Source organism: Paenibacillus sp. RC21, from assembly GCF_044907935.1.
GTDB lineage: Bacteria > Bacillota > Bacilli > Paenibacillales > Paenibacillaceae > Paenibacillus > Paenibacillus terrae_A.
On sequence record NZ_JBIYCS010000002.1, the window covers coordinates 322,247 to 341,349 of the forward strand.

A 19,103-nucleotide genomic window follows, 5' to 3' on the forward strand; every position below is an offset into this window, starting at 1 on the left:
TATTTCTCTGTACAAAATATAGTGTTATGCATAGACTACAGGCTGTCTAACAACCTGCAGCATATCATTCATATAAGGCATCCCGTAATTTGGTAGACATCCTTGACGTTTGGGCTGATTTGGCCCGTAGTGCTTTGCGAAACGATTCATTTTGCTTGCGCAGAAGATCAAGCTCCGTCTCCAGCTCCGTGATCAACTCTTGTGCCTGTGGGCTTACCAGCCCTTGCTCCAGTAATGCTTCTTTTTTGGCACTATAATCCGTATCTTTTTGGTCCATACCTGTCCCCTCTTCCCCTTTATTCCACTATACTTCACCTTATCATGCTCACGGCAACAGAGCAATGACGTCCACATTTACATTCAAAGAATAGATATACAATAACATGTCGAAAAACAATATATTTTCTCTAGTCTGTTTGCTGCACATTATGGTAATCTATAATGGCCTTTTCTTTCGGGAATGATGATTCACAGCGTTATGCGCATGTTACAGAGAGGGGAATTCGCGTTGCATACAGGACGAATTACGATCATTACAGGCCCCATGTTTAGCGAAAAATCCGGCGAACTGATTCGCCGCTGTCAAAAATTAATTCAATACGGACACCGCAAGGTGGTCGCTTACAAACCAGCTGAAGATAATCGCTACGCCAAGGACGAAATTGTAAGCCGCATCGGATATCGGCTGCCTGCCATCTCCATTCCGAAAAAACTCACAGATGAGCTCGTTCAGCGGATTTTGGAAGAAACGAAGGATGCCGATGTGGTCGCCTTTGATGAAGTACAGTTTTTCAGTCGTCACATCATGACGTTGGTGGAGGAGTTAGCCTACTGTGGCAAGCATGTGATTGCAGATGGACTCAATTTGGACTACCGGGGTAAGGAATTCGGATATGTCGGCGGTTTACTCGCCATGGCAGATGACATCGAAAAGCTAGCTTCCTTTTGCGCCGTATGTGGAAGTTCAGAAGCTGTATATACCCAGCGTATGGTGAACGGAAAGCCTTCCACTGTAGGACCCATCGTAATGATCGGCGACTCAGAGGCGTATGAGCCACGTTGCCGTAATTGCTTTATACCACCCCATAAAGTGAACTGCGATTAGCACGGAAAATTTGTCGTCAGGCTGCGATAAAAGCACGACAACCAGCGGATTTTTTCTTGTGTTTTTTTGGAACGATTCGAGCAATTGCCCCGTATATCCGGTTAAGCTGTACAAGTTTTCTTAGTTTTCGTATGAATACTATGACCATGATATTATCGGGGGGCTTACTTATGAGTTTTTTCAACAAGATCTTGGCAAGTGCAGGAATTGGTTCAGCTAAAGTCGATACATTGGTGGACCAGGCCGTGTATGTCCCTGGCGAGGAGCTTAGTGGCATCATGCGCATCAAAGGTGGTAAAATTGATCAGGAAATCGGCAAAATCGATATCGAACTTAAAACCGAATATATCGAAGAGCACGATGACAAGAAGACTACTTCCACCTGCTGCATCGCTCGGGTCAAGGTATCCGACGGCTTTCATTTAAAGCAAGGTCAGGAGCTTGAAATTCCTTTTTCTTTTCGGTTGCCATTGGAAACACCTGTCACTCATGCCAAACAACCTGTATGGCTGGATACAGCATTAGACATCGGTATGGCCTTGGACCCGGCCGACCGTGACTCGCTCAAAATCGAGCCGCATCCCTATATGAATACGGTGTTTGAGGCCGTTCACCTGTTGGGCTTCCGATTCCGTTCTTCCACCTGTGAACGTCATCCCAAGCTGGGACGCGGTGTTCCATTTGTACAGGAATTTGAATTTACGCCCGGATCGGAATATGCACGCGATATCGAGGAGCTGGAGCTAATTATGCAGTTGGAGCCTGAAGGCGTCCATGTGCTTGTGGAAGTGGATCGCAGAGGTAGAGGATTGTCCGGTTGGCTGGAAACTGCCTTTGATATGGACGAGCGTCATGCCTGGTTGAGCTTAAGCAAGCAAGAGCTGTCTTATGGACCAGATCATATCGCAGAGGCGCTGGAGGAACTGCTCGACAGACAGATTCGATAAATATGTTGATATAACAAAAAATCCCCGCCGTTTAAGTCACGGTTGGGGATTTTTATGCTCTTCAAAATACTCTGCCATTTCCGTATCATCTGCACCGGCTAAAGTGGCAGCATGTCCTGTCGTTCCGCCTTGTGCTTGCAATCCTTGCATACCCCGTACAGAGAACCATTGTCATCTGCGTAAAAGGTTAATTTGTCTTCTTTTTTACAAAAGGAGCATTTTTGCTTGCCCGTGCCCTGGATAGAGTCAGACAGTCCAAACCCAGATTGGACTTGAATACCAGCTGCATTTGTATTCGCGCGGGAATCCGAAGATATCTTAGATTTGGACACGTTTCCGGTCCGGGATTGTCGGGCAGACTTACGAGGACGAAATTCAACGACATTACTGTTCCGCTGTCCATTCACTTGTTTTTTGCTGCTGCGACCACGCCATGCCATAACAATCCAACCCAACGCCACCAACAACACGCCGACGATCACCCAAGTTAGACTATTCCACATGCCTTCATCCCCACCTTTGCTTTAAAATCGTTTGGTTTGCTTCCACTTCCTCGTACAGTACAGGCTTTATTTTATTTCGTCTAACGGAATCCCGTTCAGTGCAATAACCTTGCCTATCACCTTATTCGTTGAAATATATCCAAGAAGACGACTGTCTGTGCCGTTCATCCGATTGTCTCCCAACACAAAAATCATACCTTCCGGTACAACATTCGACTCACCTCTTAACGGGAAATTAAGCATGTTAGGTAAGTCGCCTTTTTACAAATTGTACATCATCCTTCTGAAAAACGATAATATCCCCTCGCTGAAAACTGTTTTCCTTGTAATAATGCTTATCCACTGCCATATGATCCTCTGCCATCATAGTAGGCTGCATCGAAGGCCCATGCACTGAGTATGGCTTTACATCATCACTTATATTGATAATACCTAGTGCTAAACAAAAACAGTCACCCCCCGAGAGGATGACCTATTCATAAAGTTTTTATCATTTACCATAATTATCAATATATTAACATATCTGAGGTTATTGGGCTATCTTTTTTAATCCTTCCCAATTTTCTTTGGAGTTTCCACTACAGAAGGTTTTTTAGTGACTTTCAGATAACATTCGGCACAAATCACAATTCCTCTATACAGAACGATCGACTCTTTACTATTACAGAATATGCAATGGTGGAAATGGGAACGTACTTTAAGCTTGTGTAATTTCCCTGTCATTCAGCATTCCTCCTTCATATATAACATGAATCATCTTTGAACGCCTATTTCGTAAATGTATCATCAATACCGAGCAATTCATAAACTAATCGCCTATATCGTTTAGCTTTGCGGGTTCCATGGATTAGATTCGATAGGCGGGACGTGGGAATTTGGTAAGTCTCGCAAAAGGTTTGTTGATCCATATGCCTTTCAACCAACTTCTGCTTAATCGCCCATCCAAAATCAGTTACAGTATGTTTATTGTTATTCAAAAGACTCCTTACGACTGCATAGCCGTCGTTCTATCCCGTATGCTGGAAGATTTAAACCAGCTTGAGTTGGTATTTGAAATCGCGGAGGAATTACATCATTCAGATAAACCGAAGGAAGCTGTTCCTTTCTATGAATACATAGTGGAAAATGAGAAATATCAGCATTCGGAGCGTTTAGCCATAAGCCACTATAGGCTTTTTCGTGCTGCACTTGGTCAGAATTTGGAAAAGAACCGTGAAGCAGCGATACGGTTTGCGCCTTTTCGTAACCGTTTATCTGTAAACTATCAATTAGATGGTTATTATAAACTGACAGGTACATCGTTTAATCAGCATAAATGGGATGAAGTCGAGGTATACGCTGATGAATTCCAAATCGTTGTAAAAGCTGCATACAATGATAAAATACGTAGACTAGAAAGCAAGAAGAAGGCTGAACCACTTGTAACGGATCATCCTTTTGTTTTTTATTACGGATATAGTTATCTCTCGAAGTCTACAGCCCTTCAAAAGAAGGGAGAATATGAGGAAGCAAAAAAATACATTTCAGCCTACGCTGATCTGAGTTGGATGCAAGGTTTACATGCAGATGATCGAAAACAAATAGAACAATTTAAATTATGGGCGGTAGGTAATAGATACACACTCGACTTACTTTCAGGCAACATGGCGGTAATCCCCGGTTACATACAATATTTAAAAGAGCATCCTGATGAAATACTAGCGGGGCTACTTACTATTTTAGAATCAGCGAATAAATATGGATTTCTTGTGGACGAAACATTAGAAGAATTCCGAGAACACACTTTAGGATTTGACCAGCGTAACGATATGACACACAGAACTTATTATTCCTCTTTTCTCCAAGAGCTTGCGATCTATAATTTCAAAATTCAGAGGATGCATGAGGGCCTCAATTTCGCCTTGAATTACCTAATATTATCCATTATTATGAATAACGACAGTGATTTCAAGCAAAGTGCTACAATGTTTGAATTTTACAAAAAGTCTGCTTCCCCTGAGCAAAAAAAAGAGTACGAAAAAATTATTAAGGAGGAATGGAACCGTGAAAAAGTCTCTAATTATTCATCTCATTCTGACTTTTGGACTACTTAGTTTAATTCAACCGATATGGTAAACCTCAACTAATGCTAAAGATAGTATCACAATAAATAATCATGGAATGAGTTAAAATACTGCACTTCGCTTATAGCAGAATACATCTATTTCTAAAATGAAACCTCGTTATAAAGACACTTCATTGGACTACATTCTAATTTACTACCAAAAAAGTTAAGCTCATCCCACTTTCAAAATTCGGGATGAGCGTTTTAGCATTCAATTTCATTGATTCTAATGTATGACTTGGATAATAAGCATTAATTCCTAGCTAAAATTATTTTCAAAGTTAGATTCATTCTCTAGTTTATAATATTTCAAATTCAAATGCCCCTGTCATTCCGTGTAATACATCACATGTTATAAACACATTGGAGGATCTTACTGGTTAGAGACATAATCTAACCGATATGCTGGAATATATTCCAAGTAACGTAAAAGACGATCACACTCCTGCTTGATAGAGGGCGATCGTCTTCTGTTTTTTTGCTAAACTATACTTTCTCTTACTCCCCTCGATAATAAAAATCTACGAACCTTTTCGTCAACGGATTAAACTTATCAAAACGTTTTCGATGCGTTAAAAAACCTGATTTATGAACTTGCTCTGCCAATGCTTCTACATCTTCAAATCGCTTAAAAAACGGTAGCGTATACGCGTCGATGTCTTCAACAATCTCTTGGACCACCCGCTCCCTTTCTGTTTCCGTAGACACATGGTAATCGTAATCCTTGTTTTCCCGTATACTTCTTGGTCAGAGCAATCAACTCACTGTGAAAACAAGACCCTGTACCGCACTGTTTTTTTATTTCTTTGGATTCCACGATTATGTAAACTTTTGTTCAGTATTGGATTGCCCCAAAATAAAAAGAGACAGCGTGTTATTACACACACTATCTCTGCTGAATCCCAGCTTGATCTATGTTGATCTGAGTTATACTTTGAATTTGCCGATTTGTCCTTGCAGGTCCTCTGCCATGGTAGACAGGTTTCTTGCAGCTGAAGCAATTTCCTCCATGGATGCCAGTTGCTCTTGTGTTGCAGCAGACACATGTTGTGTTCCTGCTGCGGCTTCCTCAGCAATCGCTGAAATTTGTCTGACAAAGCCTACAACTTCATCCGTACTTGCAGACATTTGCTCTGAGCCAGCGGATACCTCTTCAATCTCACTCGCTACTTTATTAACTGTTTCCTGAATCAGTTCAAAGGATGCACCTGCATTCTGCACGACTTCCCGACCTGTCATGACATCTTTTCCATTGGACGCTACAGCCTCGATCGCATGGGCAGTGTCCTTTTGAATCAAACCAACAAGTTCCGTAATTTGTTGAGCAGAATGAGCCGATTGTTCAGCCAACTTGCGCACTTCGCCTGCAACTACAGCAAATCCGCGACCGTGTTCTCCTGCGCGGGCCGCTTCAATCGCAGCGTTCAGAGCAAGAAGGTTGGTCTGACTCGAAATATTGGTGATTACATCAATAATCTTGCCAATTTCATCTGAACGCTCTCCCAATCCAGCCATAAGACCAGCCAATCCCTCCATGGAGTGATTTACAGCGTTCATCTGCGTAACAGCCTGTTGAATCATCTGGTTACCTTCAGCTGATTTGTGGGCCGCATCCTGAGCAGATGCAAATACATTTTGCGCACGAATAGCAATTTGTTCTACACCGATGGACATTTCCTCAATAGCCTGGGACGACTTTGTCACCATATCCACCTGTTCGCCCGTTCCTGTAGCTACTTCTTGTACCGTTTCTGTTATTTGTGCAGAAGCTTGGCTATTTTGCTCTGCGCTGGCTGTCAATTCTTCCGAGGAAGTGGTTACCAGTTCAGACGTCTTACTAACCGATTGAATCAGTTGGCGAAGGTTCTCAACCATGGCATTAAAGGAATGTGCCAACATGCTGATCTCGTCCTTGCCCTTCACAATTATAGCTTCACTTGTTAGATCACCCGATGCAATGCTTTCAGCAGCACGACTGATTCGCAGAATGGGTTTAGAAATAATTTGGGCGATGATGATTGCCACAATCAGTGCCAATACAATAGCCGCAATACTCAAAACGACGACCATTTGTCTACCTGAGATAAAGTTGTCAACGCCTTCTTGTGTAATCTGTTTTGAGCCATCTGAGTTCAGCTTGATGAGCTGAAAGATCATATTGTTCGCGCTATCCCATAGCGCATAGGACTCTTTGTGCAGAATGCTGGATTGAACATAATCGTTAGCTTTCCCTGCTGCAATCACCTCTGGCAACTTATTCAGATAATCTGCATATTTTTTGGAGAAATCATCATACATTTCACGTTCTTTAGGAGTAGCAATTAATTTTTCATATGTTTTCCGGCCGCTCTCGACCTTTTTCAAAACCAAATCGTATTCCGCCTGAACCTTCTCCACCTCTGCCGGGTCGCGTTCTACAATAATATTCAAGGAAAGCCGTTCTACATCAGATACATCGCCGTTTAGCGTTCCCAGGATAGTCACACTTGGCATCCAATGGCTATCAATTTCCATCGAAGTGTCACCCAAGTTTTTCATTTTTGAGATGGATACCAAACTAATGATAATCAATAAAGCAATTACCGCAAGAAAACCCAATAACAATTTTGCTCGGATGTTAAATTTCATACATTCGCCCCTCAATTTCTTTATAGTACATATTATATCGACATGAATCGACACATTGTTTATATCAACTTAAAGAGATTTTTCAGAACTGTTTCCAAAAGGAAAATTTTACTTGTGATGATTAGTGAAGCTGATTCTGGTTTGTTTTATAAACAGCGTGGGACGTGTTATGTTTCATGATTTCCAGCAATTGTTCCGCCATATAGCGAGGGGAATGCTTAAAATCTTCATTTACCCATTCTATGATCATCCCCAAAATAGCGTAGGCGTAGTAACTAGCTTGGGATATCCGTTATGGTAATGTCCTTTAAATCTTTTTCTTTTAAAAGGAGAACTATAGATTCCCTTAATAGTTTTTTCGTTCTTCGAATGCGTTTATCCTCAACTAATTTTGGATTAGGCATGGAGCATCACCGTTAATTTAAAATTTATTTACACAAGGCAGAAATACTGTTCAAAAAGCAACAAATTCCTGCTTATTTGCTGATTTTTATTCATTAATAAGTATGATTATACTATAAATAAGGTATAACTGTACTTTATTGAACAAGTGTTTAACGAAATGAATTACACTTAACTGAACGTGCGGAGGGATCATCATGAAACTTCAAGGTAAGGTGGCAGTAGTCACAGGAGCAGCCTCTGGAATGGGTAAGGAAATAGCCATTTTGTATGCTAAAGAAGGGGCTAAAGTGGTTGTATCTGATATCAATGTAGATGCGGCAAACTTGACTGTAGCAGACATTAAATCCAATGGCGGAGTCGCTACTGCTATTGTAGTTCGGAAGGTCCTTCCTATTTTCACGGACAAAGGTGCCGGGGTCATTATTAATGTTGCCTCACTTGGCGGATTGCAAGGCTCTAGAGCTGGTGCAGCTTATATATACTGCAGCCAAACATGCCGTTGTTGGCCTGACTAAAAATGTAGGCTTCCAATACGCTAATAAAGGCGTACGTTGTAACACAATCGCTCCTGGTGCTGTTTCCTTGCTTCGGATGATTCCAGCTTTGTGAATGGGTACCGTCATTACAGCCGATGCTGGTTGGTCGGCTTATTAAAAGATGTAGGTAATGTAAAAAACCAGTCCAAACACGAAAGTGTCGGCTGGTTTATTTGTTGTACTACGTAAAATATTTAGCTCTGCGAACCTTCTTTATTCGCTTACTTTCCCTAATTAACCCTTTCAGGACACCTTATTCTCAATCCGAAGCTTGTCAGCTACCATCGCAATAAACTCTGAGTTGGTCGGCTTGGATTTGGAGATATTAATAGTGTAGCCGAAAAGGTGTGAAATGCTGTCGATATTTCCACGGGTCCATGCTACCTCGATAGCATGACGAATGGCGCGTTCCACGCGGGATGCCGTCGTTTTAAATTTTTCGGCGATTGCGGGATATAATGTTTTGGTGATAGCACCCAAAATTTCGATATTATTGTACACCATGGTAATGGCTTCGCGTAAATATTGGTAGCCCTTAATGTGAGCTGGCACACCGATTTCATGGATAATGGCCGTAATACTGGCATCCAGGTTTTTCGTTTTACCCATTGGCACCACATTAGACCGCATGGAAGAAACGGTCACCGGGCTGCTGCTGACTAATTGTGGTCCCACCAATTGACGAACACGGTTGGCAAGCACTTCCATGTCAAACGGCTTCAAAATATAATAAGATGCCCCGAGCTGTACGGCTCTTTGCGTAATATTTTCTTGACCGAATGCAGTCAGCATAATGATTTTCGGCTGTGGAGACAGGTTCATTTCTCTCAAGCGCTCCAATACGCCGAGACCATCCAGATGAGGCATGATAATATCTAAAATAAGTACATCAGGTACGTTGCGGGATTCTGCGATGTGTTGGAGCACTTCTTCACCATTATAGGCGATTCCTGTAACTTCCATATCCTCCTGATCGGAAATATATTCGGCAAGCAGATTCGTAAATTCCCGGTTGTCATCAGCCAACAATACCTCAATTTTTTGCAATGTACTTCCTCCTTATTGAGTGTTATTCAGTTGGTACATCAGTTTACAGCAAATAAATATTTCTTGTCGGAGTATATGATTTCGACATCGAATTATGAATCCCTTCTGTCGAAAATTATTTTTATTTATTTTTTTTATGGTTTCCATTATAATTAATTCTTTAACTTGCTATTACGAGTTTATTCTTGGCCTTTCGACAAAAAAATCTTAAGGCCACTAGCTCGCCTTAAGATTAGAGGATGATTTCAAGCTTACGTTATTCTGCATGATTCCTGCATCGCGCAGCATCCATTCAATAAAGCAGCCGTAGCCTGATTTCGGATCGTTAACAAATACATGCGTCACAGCCCCGATGAGCTTGCCGTTCTGAATAATTGGGCTTCCGCTCATCCCTTGTACAATTCCCCCGGTCTTATCCAGCAGCTTTGGATCTACGATACGAATAACAAGTCCTTTGGTTGCCGGTTTATCCTGTTGAGAAATGTGTACGACCTCTGCCTGAAACCGCTGAATCTGCTGACCTTCCAATACAGTCAAAATTTCTGCGGGTCCTTCCTTTACTTCATTCGCAAGTGCCACAGGAATCGGCTTTGAATACAAACCATATTGCGGCTCATCTGACATCTTCCCAAAAATCCCAAAGTTCGTGTTTCGTTCAATATTACCTAACACCCGATGATCCTTGAGAAAATGTGCGCGTTTTTCCCCAGGTTCACCACTTTGACTTTTCGCAATTGACGTCACATTGGATTGCACTATTTCCCCGCTCCCCACAACAATGGGGGTCTGGGTATTCATGTCGGTAATCACGTGCCCCAAGGCCCCGTATACCCCCTGATCCGGTGCGTAAAAGGTCAAGGTGCCTACACCCGCAGCCGAGTCCCTAATATACAGTCCAAGCCGCCATGCTTTGTCATCACGATCATAAGCTGGTGTTAGCTTGGTGGAAATCGTCTGCTCCCCTCGGCAAAGCGTGATGTCGAGCGACTTTTTGTTCTTGCCTGCTTCCTCTACAGCCTCCGCTACCCTTGTCAGGCTATCCAGCGGTTTGCCATTCATATGTGTGATCCGGTCACCGAGACGAATCCCGGCAGTCTCTCCAGGTGACACCTTGCGGTCCATACTTTCCTGAATGACATGATGACCAACGACAAGCACTCCTGAAGATTTTACTTTGACCCCGATCGTCTGACCCCCTGGATACACCTTCAAGTCGGGGATCATGTTTTCTTGAGGCTTCTTCACTGCATGGGAACCGAATAATTCCAGAGAAGCTTGTGAAGGCAGCGCTGCATGCACATGCTTGGCGTTACCGATACAACAAATAAGTAAAACAAGCAAAAGACCGAGCAATTTGATCCTGGAGTAAAAATTCAATGGCTGTCACGCTCCCTTTGCTTCTTTCGCTTGACGAGTAAAGGTGGTCGCCAATTGCGTACCTATAAGGTAACCTTGCCCCCAGGCTTTTATAACTGTTAATCATTACGCCAGCCGCTCTTTTCAGGCTTTCTTTCCTTCCGCCAAATTCAGCATTTCCTGTGCGTGATGCAAAGTTTTTTCGGTAATTTCCACGCCACCCAGCATACGTGCCAATTCCTTCACACGTCCGTCCTCATTTAACGCTTCAATTTGCGTCATTGTACGTTCGTCATGAACATTCTTCTCGATAAGGTACTGGTGATCCGCCATACATGCCACCTGCGGCAAATGAGTAATCGAGAATACCTGGCAAACAGAAGACAAACGATACAGTTTTTCGGCAATGGATTGAGCCGCGCGACCACTTACCCCGGTATCCACCTCGTCAAAAATGAGTACCGGAATTTGATCATGACGTGCAAAAATACTTTTCATCGCCAACATGATACGGGATAGTTCACCACCAGAAGCAATTTTGCCCAGCTGACGAAGCGGCTCCCCCGGATTCGGGGAAATCAGAAATTCTGCATTATCGATGCCCTGCTTGGTTGGTCGTACCCGCCGACCTTTATATTCATATCCGCGCGGATCTTCAATCGGATCAATACTTACCTTGAGTGACGTTCTTTCCATTTGCAGATCCTTTAGCTCCTGCTCTACCTGCTCGGCCAGCTCTTCAGCACAAATTTCACGCGCTTCTGTAAGCTCTTCTGCAATCTGAAGCAAATCCGAAAGCAACTCATCCCGCTTTGCAATTAATTGCTCCAGCCGTTCATCCTTATTCTCCAGCATATCGGTTTCCTGCTCAATACGGCTATAGTATTCCAAAATCTGCTCTATACTATCACCATATTTTCGCTGTAACCCTGTAATTTGATTCAGACGTTGCTCCACTTCATGCAGCTTGCCCGGATTAAATTCAATATCCTCACGGTATGAACGTAATTGAAACGCCGCATCCTCCAGCTGGTAAAAAGCAGATTGAATCTGCTCCGCAATAGGCTGAAGGCTTTTGCTGTCGTAGCTTTGGACATCATTCAGTCTGGACAACACGTTATTGATCATATCCAGTCCACCTCTGCCACTTAGCAGATCGTAGGCTCCTGATATCCCATCCATCATTTTCTCACTATGGGATAGCTTGACCCGTTCTTCTGTCAATAATTCATCCTCTCCCAATTTAAGCTCGGCAGCGGCAATTTCCTCCAACTGAAATCGATACATGTCCAATAACTGATAGGCCTTTTGACTGGAACTTTGCAGCTCCCGTACTTCTTTTTCCGCTTTGACAAAAGCATTGTAGCGCTCTCTGTAAAGCGTTTTGACCGGACCGATGACCGAATCACCGAACGTATCCAGCAACGCCAGATGGCGGTCTGCACGTAGCAAACTTTGATGCTCATGCTGACCGTGAATATTGACGAGCTGCTCACCCACCTCACGCAGCATCGTTAAATTGACCATTTGACCGTTAATCCGCGATGAACTTTTGCCTTGAACGGTCAGTTCCCGCCGAATTAATAGATGTTCTTCCGCATTCGCCTTGATTCCTTGCTCTTCTAACGTTGCCCAAACCGGATGCTTAACCGGCAGCTCAAACAGCGCCTCCATCTCTGCTTTATCACACCCATAACGGACCAGATCGGCGGAACCTCTGCCTCCAGCAATCAGACCGAGGGCATCAATAATGATCGATTTACCTGCGCCTGTTTCCCCGGTCAATACGTGGAACCCTTTATAAAAATGAACATCGACAGCCTCTACAACTGCCAAATTTCGTATAGATAAAGTGACCAGCATCGTTCTTTCACCTCTATGATGTACAAATTCAAACGTCTAAATAGGCCTAAGAAATCATGTTTAGGAAATGTAGCCCATAAGACGATTCACAATGGCCTCGCTGTTCTCTTCTGATCGGCAAATAATCAAAATGGTGTCATCCCCGCTAATGGTACCCATAATTTCAGGCCATTCAATGTTGTCCAATAATGCAGCAATCGAGTTCGCCGTTCCCGGAAGACACTTCATCACGATCAGATTGGTCGTATAATCAATATGTAAAAAGTTGTCGACCAATGTACGTTTCAGTTTCTGCGCCGGGTTATATCGCTGATCTGAAGGCATCGAATATTTGTACCTGCCATCATCCATCGGAACTTTAATAAGCAGCAGTTCCTTGATGTCCCTAGATACAGTGGCTTGAGTGACCTGAAAACCAGCCTTGCGTAAGGCTTCAACCAGATCGTCCTGCGTTTCAATTTCCCGTTGTGAAATAATTTCCCTGATTTTAATATGTCGTTGACCCTTCATAAAATCCTCCTATGGATTAATCCTCATATTCCTCTTCTTCGATGTCTTCCGCCAATGTAATAAGGCGGATATTTCGTTCGTCCGTATCAACGTACAATACGCCCGCACAGCCCGGATAAAGCAGCAGATAAGGCATAAGCCTGTCCCGCAAATCAGGACCATTCCACTCCATCGGTTTCTTGCGGCGTGACGTTTTGACCATATATGTTGAACCATTTCGCACAGCCACATAGTCTATAAACAAACGGCTATACATGGTATGTCCATTCACTTTAAAAGCAAGCGGTATTTTCATTTTTCCGCCCACCAGCTTATAACCCGCGTCTTCCAGCAAGTCCACAGCAGGCCCTTCGTCCAACTCCTCGTTAATCGGTATAGTCTTTAATACAAGCGGTCCCGGCTCCTTTAACCAGGTACGCAGGCCGTAAAAAGCCCATACCGCTAATATTACGCCGATCACGACAATGATAACCGTATCATATCGCGTGTCCATGAATCGATCACCTCATGGACATATTCTAGGACAGAAGGTGGAATCCCTTTTCTTCTGTTATTTCATTATAAGCGAACATGAGTTCGTTAATCAATCCCTCACACCAAAAAGAGGTTCCCTTAAGTTCACAGAACTCTTGAGAACCCCTGAATGTTACTTACGCGACGGACCATTATTGAAGGTCTGCCCTGCTTCCTGAACAGTAAGGTCAATTAACGGACGGAAATCAACGCTTTCCTGTTGCGGGTCAGCAATAGCAGGCTTATCCAAACGCCAATGTGCCAAAAATTCAATATTGCCTTCTCCACCGGTAATAGGAGAATAAGCCAATCCTTGCAGCGAAAGTCCAAGCTCGTGCGAGAACGTCAGGATGGTTTGCAACACTTCTTTGTGCGTTGCAGGATCGCGGACGACGCCGGATTTCCCCACCTTTTCACGTCCGGCTTCAAACTGTGGCTTAATCAGAGCCACAATGTCAGCAGGCTGACGCAGCAACGCAAGCAATGGTGGCAAAATAATGCGCAGCGAAATAAATGAAACATCAATACTTGCAAAATTCGGTACAGGACCGTTCAAATCTGCAGGTGTCATATACCTGAAATTCGTTTTCTCCATTACGCATACCCGTTCGTCATTTCGAAGGGACCAGTCCAGCTGATTATATCCCACGTCAATGGCATATACATACTCCGCTCCATGCTGGAGGGCACAATCCGTAAAACCTCCGGTGGATGAGCCGATATCCAGCATCGTTCTGCCCTTCATATCCAGCTCGAATTGACGGATAGCCTTTTCCAGCTTCAACCCTCCACGGCTTACATATGGATGCACTGCACCCTTTACTTTAAGCTCGCTGTCGCGTGGTACCTTCATACCCGCCTTCTCGATCCGTTCACTGTCGGCCAGTACCAGACCTGCCATAATTGCGGCTTTGGCTTTTTCACGGCTTTCAAAAAAGCCTTGCTCTACAAGTAATACATCAATGCGTTCCTTCGGAACAGACATGTTAATCTCCCTTTAAGGCAGCTACGCTGCTCTTGTCATACTTTTTCATAAATATCAACGTTGTCGCAAATTCCCCTATACCGATTGTCCCATGCCATACACTGGCTCGGAAGCCCATTTGCGAAGCTTAAGGCACACAGCTTCAATGGTAAGGCCCGCTTCTGCGCGTTGCTCCTTGATCGAGCCATGCTCCACAAACATATCGGGAATCCCCATCAGACGCACCTGTGCATTTTGCATTTCTTCTTTGGCGTAAAATTCCAGCACGGCGCTACCCAAGCTTCCCGCTTCAGAAGCTTCTTCCAAAACGATCAGCTTCGTATGCTGGCGGGCCAGCTCACGCAGCATATCCTCATCCACAGGCTTAAGGAAACGCGCATTGACGACACCCACTTGCAAGCCTTCGCGTTTCATTGCCTCCGCAGCCTCTGTCGCCACCTGGAGCATCGGGCCTGAAGCGATTACAGTGTAGCCCTCACCCTTGCGGAGAAGCTCCCAACTGCCGATGGGTATAGCTTTCAGTTCTGTGTCCAACGGCACACCAACCCCATTAACACGAGGATAGCGATAAGCAATCGGACCATCGTCGTAATCAAGCGCTGTTTTCATCATATGGCGCAGCTCGTTTTCATCCTTAGGCATCATAAGCACCAGATTGGGGATATGACGTAAAAATGCTACGTCGAACACGCCATGGTGCGTTTCTCCGTCAGCCCCCACAAAACCGGCACGGTCAATCGCAAACATCACATTCGCATTATGACGGCAAATGTCATGTACAATTTGATCATAAGCACGCTGCATAAAAGTGGAGTATACCGCAAATACCGGCTTCATCCCCTCCATTGCCAACGCAGCACACATAGTAGCCGCATGCTGCTCCGCAATGCCGACATCAATCATCCGTGTAGGGAATTCCTTGCTAAACGGCACCAGTCCCGAACCACCAGGCATGGCAGGCGTAACCGCTATAATACGTTCGTCCTTTTCAGCCAGCTCAATCAGCGTCCGTCCGAAAATTTCCGTATACATGGGGTTGCCCACAGCCTTGAGTACCTGACCGGATTCCATTTTGTATGGACTGATTCCGTGCCATTTGTGTGAATCTGCCTCCGCAGGCTTGTAACCCTTGCCCTTAGTGGTTACGACATGCACCAACACAGGGCCAGTGACGTTATCAGCCTGCTTGAAGGTTTCGATCAGCTTCGGCAAATCATGTCCGTCGACCGGACCGAGATACGTAAGCCCCAGCTCCTCAAACAGCACGCCCGGCACCATCATATATTTAAGACTGTCCTTAACACGGCCAGCCGATTTGGCAAGTTTACCGCCGATAGCAGGTATTTTTTTCAGCAAAACTTCCAGCTCATCCTTTGCTCGCAAATAATGACGGTCCGAGCGGATTTTGCTCAAATAATTATGCATGGCCCCAACATTCGGCGCTATCGACATTTCGTTGTCATTCAGAATGACCATCAAATTTTTACGTTCATGACCAATATGGTTCAACGCTTCAAAGGCCATGCCTCCGGTTAATGCTCCATCTCCGATCAACGCAATAACTTTATTGTCCTCGCCCTTCAAATCTCGTGCCAAAGCCATCCCCATTGCGGCTGACAGAGATGTGCTGCTATGACCAGCTTCCCAGACATCATGCTCGCTTTCGCTTCTTTTTACAAATCCACAAAGTCCATCACGCTGACGAAGAGTATCAAACCGATCCATTCGCCCTGTCAATATTTTGTGTACGTAGGCCTGATGCCCAACGTCATAAATCATCTTGTCCTTCGGGCTGTTATAGCAGTAATGCAGGGCGATTGTGAGCTCAACCACTCCCAGATTCGATGCCAGATGCCCCCCAGTCACGGACAGCTTCTCAATCAAAAAGCTCCTGATTTCCTCGGCTAGAGAAGCCAGCTCCTCAACCGACAGTGATTTCAGATCGCCCGGTTGCTTTATGTGTGGAAGCAGCACGCATATCTCCCCGCTTTCCTTCAAGTTTGTGTGTAAAGTTAACAAATATTATATCACACTTTGTGACCTTGCTTAAACACTAGACAAGCCAATGATGCCTTAACCGCACTAATGATCACGCTTCATAAGATAGTCCGCAATCTCTAGCAAACGCGACGAATCCGGTATACCGCCTTCTATTAACGCTTTTTTGGCAGATGCCGTGAGTTTCTCTACTTGCTGCTGGGATGCCTCCATACCGATAAAAAACGGATAAGTTACCTTTTCCTGTACAACATCACTTTGCGTTTTTTTACCCATTTTGCTCTCATCGCCTATAAGATCCAGTATATCGTCCTGAATTTGAAAAGCCAAACCCAGGTCTCGTCCAAATTGGCGAAGCGCTTCTAATTGATTCTTGTCCGCTCCGCCGATCCGTCCACCTGCCAAGAGGGAGAAAATGATCAAATCTGCGGTTTTATGGAGATGGATGTATTCCAGTTCCTCGATACCTGTCATCCCCTGCTCGCCGGACATATCCGCGACCTGACCGCCTACCATGCCCCGTGCCCCGCTCATTTCGGACAGCTCCTCCACGATGGACAGTAGCGCATCGGAGGAAACCCCGTGACGCCGACCTGCTTGTACGACGCTATGAAAGGCATGGGTCAGCAATGCATCCCCTGCAAGTACAGCAACCGCCTCACCGTATACCTTATGATTCGTCAGTTTGCCCCGGCGATAATCATCATCATCCATGGCTGGTAAGTCGTCGTGAATCAGGGAGTACGTATGTACCATTTCTACCGCACATGCTACTGGTAACGCGGCCTCCCGGCTTCCGCCGAATGCTTCGGCAGCTGCGATCACAAGCAGAGGCCGCAGGCGTTTTCCGCCTGCGGTGAGTGAATAATTCATGGATTCACGGAGAACGGCGGGAATGCTCCAATGAGCTGGGAATTGCTCGGTCAATGCAGACGAAACCGCGTCCACCGTCCCGGTCAAATATTCCTTGAACGACGATCTATTCAACGCCTTCACCACCGTTTTCATCTAACCCGCTGCCGAAAGGCTTCTTGCGCAAATCTCCATCCTCTTCCACAATCATTTCAATTTTACGTTCAACTTGCTCCAGCTTCTGACTGCAAAGCTGAGACAGCTTCATGCCACGCTGGAACAGATCAATGGCTTGCTCCAGAGGAACGTCTCCGTGCTCCAGTTGTCCGACAATTTCTTCAAGAGCGGCCATGGCCGCTTCAAAATTCAATTCCGTTTCATTCGCCACCGTGCTTCGCGTCCTCCTTCATTCCCCATACTTGGCAGTCCAACTGCCCGTCACTCACTTTAATCTTAATGGAATCTCCCGGCTGTACGTCTTTTAGCGACTTGATCAGCCGTTTCTCTTGCTCATCATACACAAGGCTGTAGCCTCGCGACATGACCTTGAGCGGGCTAAGTGCATCCAACTGACGAATACCCGCGTGCAGCTGCTGTCGTCCCGTCTTGGTAATAGCACGCATTGCAGTCTCCAGCTGACGCTGTGCCGCATCTGTCTGCTTGCGGGCCGACCGGATTTGTTCGCGCGGGTTAAACCGCTCCAGCACCTGACGCATACGCGCGTTCTTCTCTGCGTTCAAGCGCGAACGGTTACCTGCTGCACGGATGAGCCGCTGATGCAACATATCCATCCGCTCCGCATGCTGTAGCATATAGCGGCGCGGGTGCAGCAGCACCGGGGAGCGCCGAAGCCGGATCAACCGTTCACGGCTGGTTTCCAGCCGTTGACGGAGCGCGTTGCGTAATCGCTGTTCCCGCTGGAGCAGCTGATCTCGCAACTCTTGCTGATGAGGCACAGCCAGCTCGGCGGCAGCGGTCGGCGTAGCCGCACGCAAATCGGCCACAAAATCCGCGATCGTAAAATCCGTTTCATGACCAACAGCCGAAATGACCGGAATCCCCGATGCAAAAATGGCACGCGCAACCGCTTCCTCGTTAAACGCCCATAACTCCTCCAAAGAGCCACCGCCCCGCCCGACGATCATCACCTGAACCTCCTGCATACGGTTCATGGCTTCAATCGCCTTAACAATAGCGGGAGCAGCACCTTTTCCCTGCACAAGCACAGGATATAACATAATTCCAGCCTGCGGATATCTCCGTTGAAGCGTCGTGATAATATCGCGTACGGCAGCTCCGGTTGGTGAAGTAATGACACCGATTGTCGTAGGGTGAGCAGGCAGATTGCGCTTGCGAGCGCTGTCGAACAGCCCTTCAACATCCAGCTTTTGCTTGAGCTGCTCATATGCAAGGTAGAGACTTCCGACGCCATCAGGCTGCATCTGGGTTGCATAAAATTGATATTGTCCATCCCGTTCGTACACAGATACGTTTCCCCGGGCAATAACACGCGTACCTTCCTTTGGTACGAAGGGAAGCCGCTGATTATGGGTTGCAAACATAATCGAACGGATGCGGCTGCCCTCATCCTTGAGTGTAAAGTACATGTGACCACTCGAATGATGCGTAAAATTAGAAATTTCCCCACGTATCCATACGTCGGACAGCACCTGATCCGATTCCAGCTTCATCCGGATATAGCGATTCAAGTCCTTAATAGAGTAAATACGCTGTTCAGCCACAGACAACCG

General features: G+C 45.4%; 21 protein-coding genes and 1 pseudogene. 4 read left to right on the plus strand and 18 right to left on the minus strand.

Annotated elements, in window-relative coordinates; translation table 11 throughout:
* Positions 1-64: 64 nt before the first annotated feature.
* On the minus strand, positions 65-277 hold the full coding sequence (locus ABIA61_RS06685) for a hypothetical protein (RefSeq protein WP_283652296.1): 213 nt from the start codon (positions 275-277) through the stop codon (positions 65-67).
* 231 nt (positions 278-508) lie between these two features.
* Here ABIA61_RS06685 and ABIA61_RS06690 point away from each other — a divergent pair, with 231 nt between their 5' ends.
* Positions 509-1,105 carry a thymidine kinase gene (locus tag ABIA61_RS06690; protein ID WP_283652297.1) on the plus strand — a complete coding sequence of 199 codons (597 nt, stop codon included), beginning with the start codon at positions 509-511 and terminating at the stop codon, positions 1,103-1,105.
* A 170-nt stretch (positions 1,106-1,275) separates the two neighbouring features.
* Positions 1,276-2,052, plus strand: a complete 777-nt coding sequence (locus ABIA61_RS06695) for a sporulation protein (protein WP_404580504.1) — start codon at positions 1,276-1,278, stop codon at positions 2,050-2,052.
* A gap of 98 nt (positions 2,053-2,150) precedes the next feature.
* On the opposite strand, the gene ABIA61_RS06700 is transcribed toward ABIA61_RS06695, so the two are convergent.
* The 4 genes from ABIA61_RS06700 to ABIA61_RS06715 form a co-directional block, all read right to left on the minus strand.
* The gene (locus ABIA61_RS06700; protein ID WP_404518904.1) at positions 2,151-2,555 is read right to left on the minus strand and encodes a hypothetical protein; all 405 of its coding nucleotides are present in this window, start codon (positions 2,553-2,555) and stop codon (positions 2,151-2,153) included.
* 66 nt (positions 2,556-2,621) lie between these two features.
* Complete coding sequence (locus ABIA61_RS06705; RefSeq protein ID WP_283652300.1) at positions 2,622-2,798, minus strand: S26 family signal peptidase; 177 nt, start codon at positions 2,796-2,798, stop codon at positions 2,622-2,624.
* Position 2,799: 1 nt separating this feature from the next.
* Positions 2,800-3,024: a S26 family signal peptidase gene (locus ABIA61_RS06710; protein WP_404529622.1), complete on the minus strand. Its 225-nt coding sequence runs from the start codon at positions 3,022-3,024 to the stop codon at positions 2,800-2,802.
* A gap of 298 nt (positions 3,025-3,322) precedes the next feature.
* Entirely contained in the window at positions 3,323-3,532 is a 210-nt protein-coding gene (locus tag ABIA61_RS06715) for an XRE family transcriptional regulator (protein WP_283652301.1), read from the minus strand.
* Between ABIA61_RS06715 and ABIA61_RS06720 the strand changes: the two genes are divergently transcribed.
* The gene (locus tag ABIA61_RS06720) at positions 3,515-4,648 is read left to right on the plus strand and encodes a DNA-binding protein (RefSeq protein ID WP_404580655.1); all 1,134 of its coding nucleotides are present in this window, start codon (positions 3,515-3,517) and stop codon (positions 4,646-4,648) included. The genes ABIA61_RS06715 and ABIA61_RS06720 overlap by 18 nt on opposite strands.
* A gap of 509 nt (positions 4,649-5,157) precedes the next feature.
* Here the strand turns inward: ABIA61_RS06720 and ABIA61_RS06725 are convergent.
* The 3 genes from ABIA61_RS06725 to ABIA61_RS06735 all read right to left on the minus strand — a co-directional run bounded on the left by ABIA61_RS06725 (position 5,158) and on the right by ABIA61_RS06735 (position 7,537).
* Entirely contained in the window at positions 5,158-5,367 is a 210-nt protein-coding gene (locus tag ABIA61_RS06725) for a hypothetical protein (protein WP_404580505.1), read from the minus strand.
* 219 nt (positions 5,368-5,586) lie between these two features.
* A complete protein-coding gene (locus ABIA61_RS06730) occupies positions 5,587-7,287 on the minus strand; it encodes a methyl-accepting chemotaxis protein (RefSeq protein WP_404580506.1) in 1,701 nt (566 codons plus the stop codon).
* Positions 7,288-7,408: 121 nt separating this feature from the next.
* Positions 7,409-7,537 carry a TetR-like C-terminal domain-containing protein gene (locus ABIA61_RS06735; protein ID WP_283652304.1) on the minus strand — a complete coding sequence of 43 codons (129 nt, stop codon included), beginning with the start codon at positions 7,535-7,537 and terminating at the stop codon, positions 7,409-7,411.
* A gap of 349 nt (positions 7,538-7,886) precedes the next feature.
* Here ABIA61_RS06735 and ABIA61_RS06740 point away from each other — a divergent pair.
* Positions 7,887-8,346 (plus strand): annotated as a pseudogene (locus ABIA61_RS06740) (SDR family NAD(P)-dependent oxidoreductase).
* A 125-nt stretch (positions 8,347-8,471) separates the two neighbouring features.
* Here the strand turns inward: ABIA61_RS06740 and spo0A are convergent.
* The 10 genes from spo0A to xseA all read right to left on the minus strand — a co-directional run bounded on the left by spo0A (position 8,472) and on the right by xseA (position 19,094).
* A complete protein-coding gene (gene spo0A / locus ABIA61_RS06745; protein ID WP_283652305.1) occupies positions 8,472-9,275 on the minus strand; it encodes a sporulation transcription factor Spo0A in 804 nt (267 codons plus the stop codon).
* 216 nt (positions 9,276-9,491) lie between these two features.
* A complete protein-coding gene (gene spoIVB, locus ABIA61_RS06750) occupies positions 9,492-10,652 on the minus strand; it encodes a SpoIVB peptidase (protein ID WP_404518900.1) in 1,161 nt (386 codons plus the stop codon).
* Between the two features lie 123 nt (positions 10,653-10,775).
* Positions 10,776-12,494 (minus strand): DNA repair protein RecN, encoded by a 1,719-nt coding sequence (gene recN / locus ABIA61_RS06755; RefSeq protein WP_404518899.1) that lies wholly within the window; start codon positions 12,492-12,494, stop codon positions 10,776-10,778.
* A 60-nt stretch (positions 12,495-12,554) separates the two neighbouring features.
* Positions 12,555-13,004 (minus strand): transcriptional regulator AhrC/ArgR, encoded by a 450-nt coding sequence (ahrC, locus tag ABIA61_RS06760; RefSeq protein ID WP_014282217.1) that lies wholly within the window; start codon positions 13,002-13,004, stop codon positions 12,555-12,557.
* A 16-nt stretch (positions 13,005-13,020) separates the two neighbouring features.
* Positions 13,021-13,497, minus strand: a complete 477-nt coding sequence (locus tag ABIA61_RS06765) for a hypothetical protein (protein ID WP_404518898.1) — start codon at positions 13,495-13,497, stop codon at positions 13,021-13,023.
* Between the two features lie 153 nt (positions 13,498-13,650).
* Positions 13,651-14,502 carry a TlyA family RNA methyltransferase gene (locus ABIA61_RS06770; protein ID WP_283652309.1) on the minus strand — a complete coding sequence of 284 codons (852 nt, stop codon included), beginning with the start codon at positions 14,500-14,502 and terminating at the stop codon, positions 13,651-13,653.
* Positions 14,503-14,577: 75 nt separating this feature from the next.
* Entirely contained in the window at positions 14,578-16,476 is a 1,899-nt protein-coding gene (gene dxs / locus ABIA61_RS06775) for a 1-deoxy-D-xylulose-5-phosphate synthase (protein WP_404518897.1), read from the minus strand.
* Between the two features lie 108 nt (positions 16,477-16,584).
* A complete protein-coding gene (locus ABIA61_RS06780) occupies positions 16,585-17,508 on the minus strand; it encodes a polyprenyl synthetase family protein (protein ID WP_283652311.1) in 924 nt (307 codons plus the stop codon).
* The gene (gene xseB, locus ABIA61_RS06785; RefSeq protein ID WP_283652312.1) at positions 17,480-17,740 is read right to left on the minus strand and encodes an exodeoxyribonuclease VII small subunit; all 261 of its coding nucleotides are present in this window, start codon (positions 17,738-17,740) and stop codon (positions 17,480-17,482) included. Before xseB ends, ABIA61_RS06780 begins: the two co-directional genes overlap by 29 nt.
* Positions 17,730-19,094, minus strand: a complete 1,365-nt coding sequence (xseA, locus tag ABIA61_RS06790) for an exodeoxyribonuclease VII large subunit (protein ID WP_404580507.1) — start codon at positions 19,092-19,094, stop codon at positions 17,730-17,732. The genes xseB and xseA overlap by 11 nt, the downstream gene beginning before the upstream one ends.
* Positions 19,095-19,103: the final 9 nt, after the last annotated feature.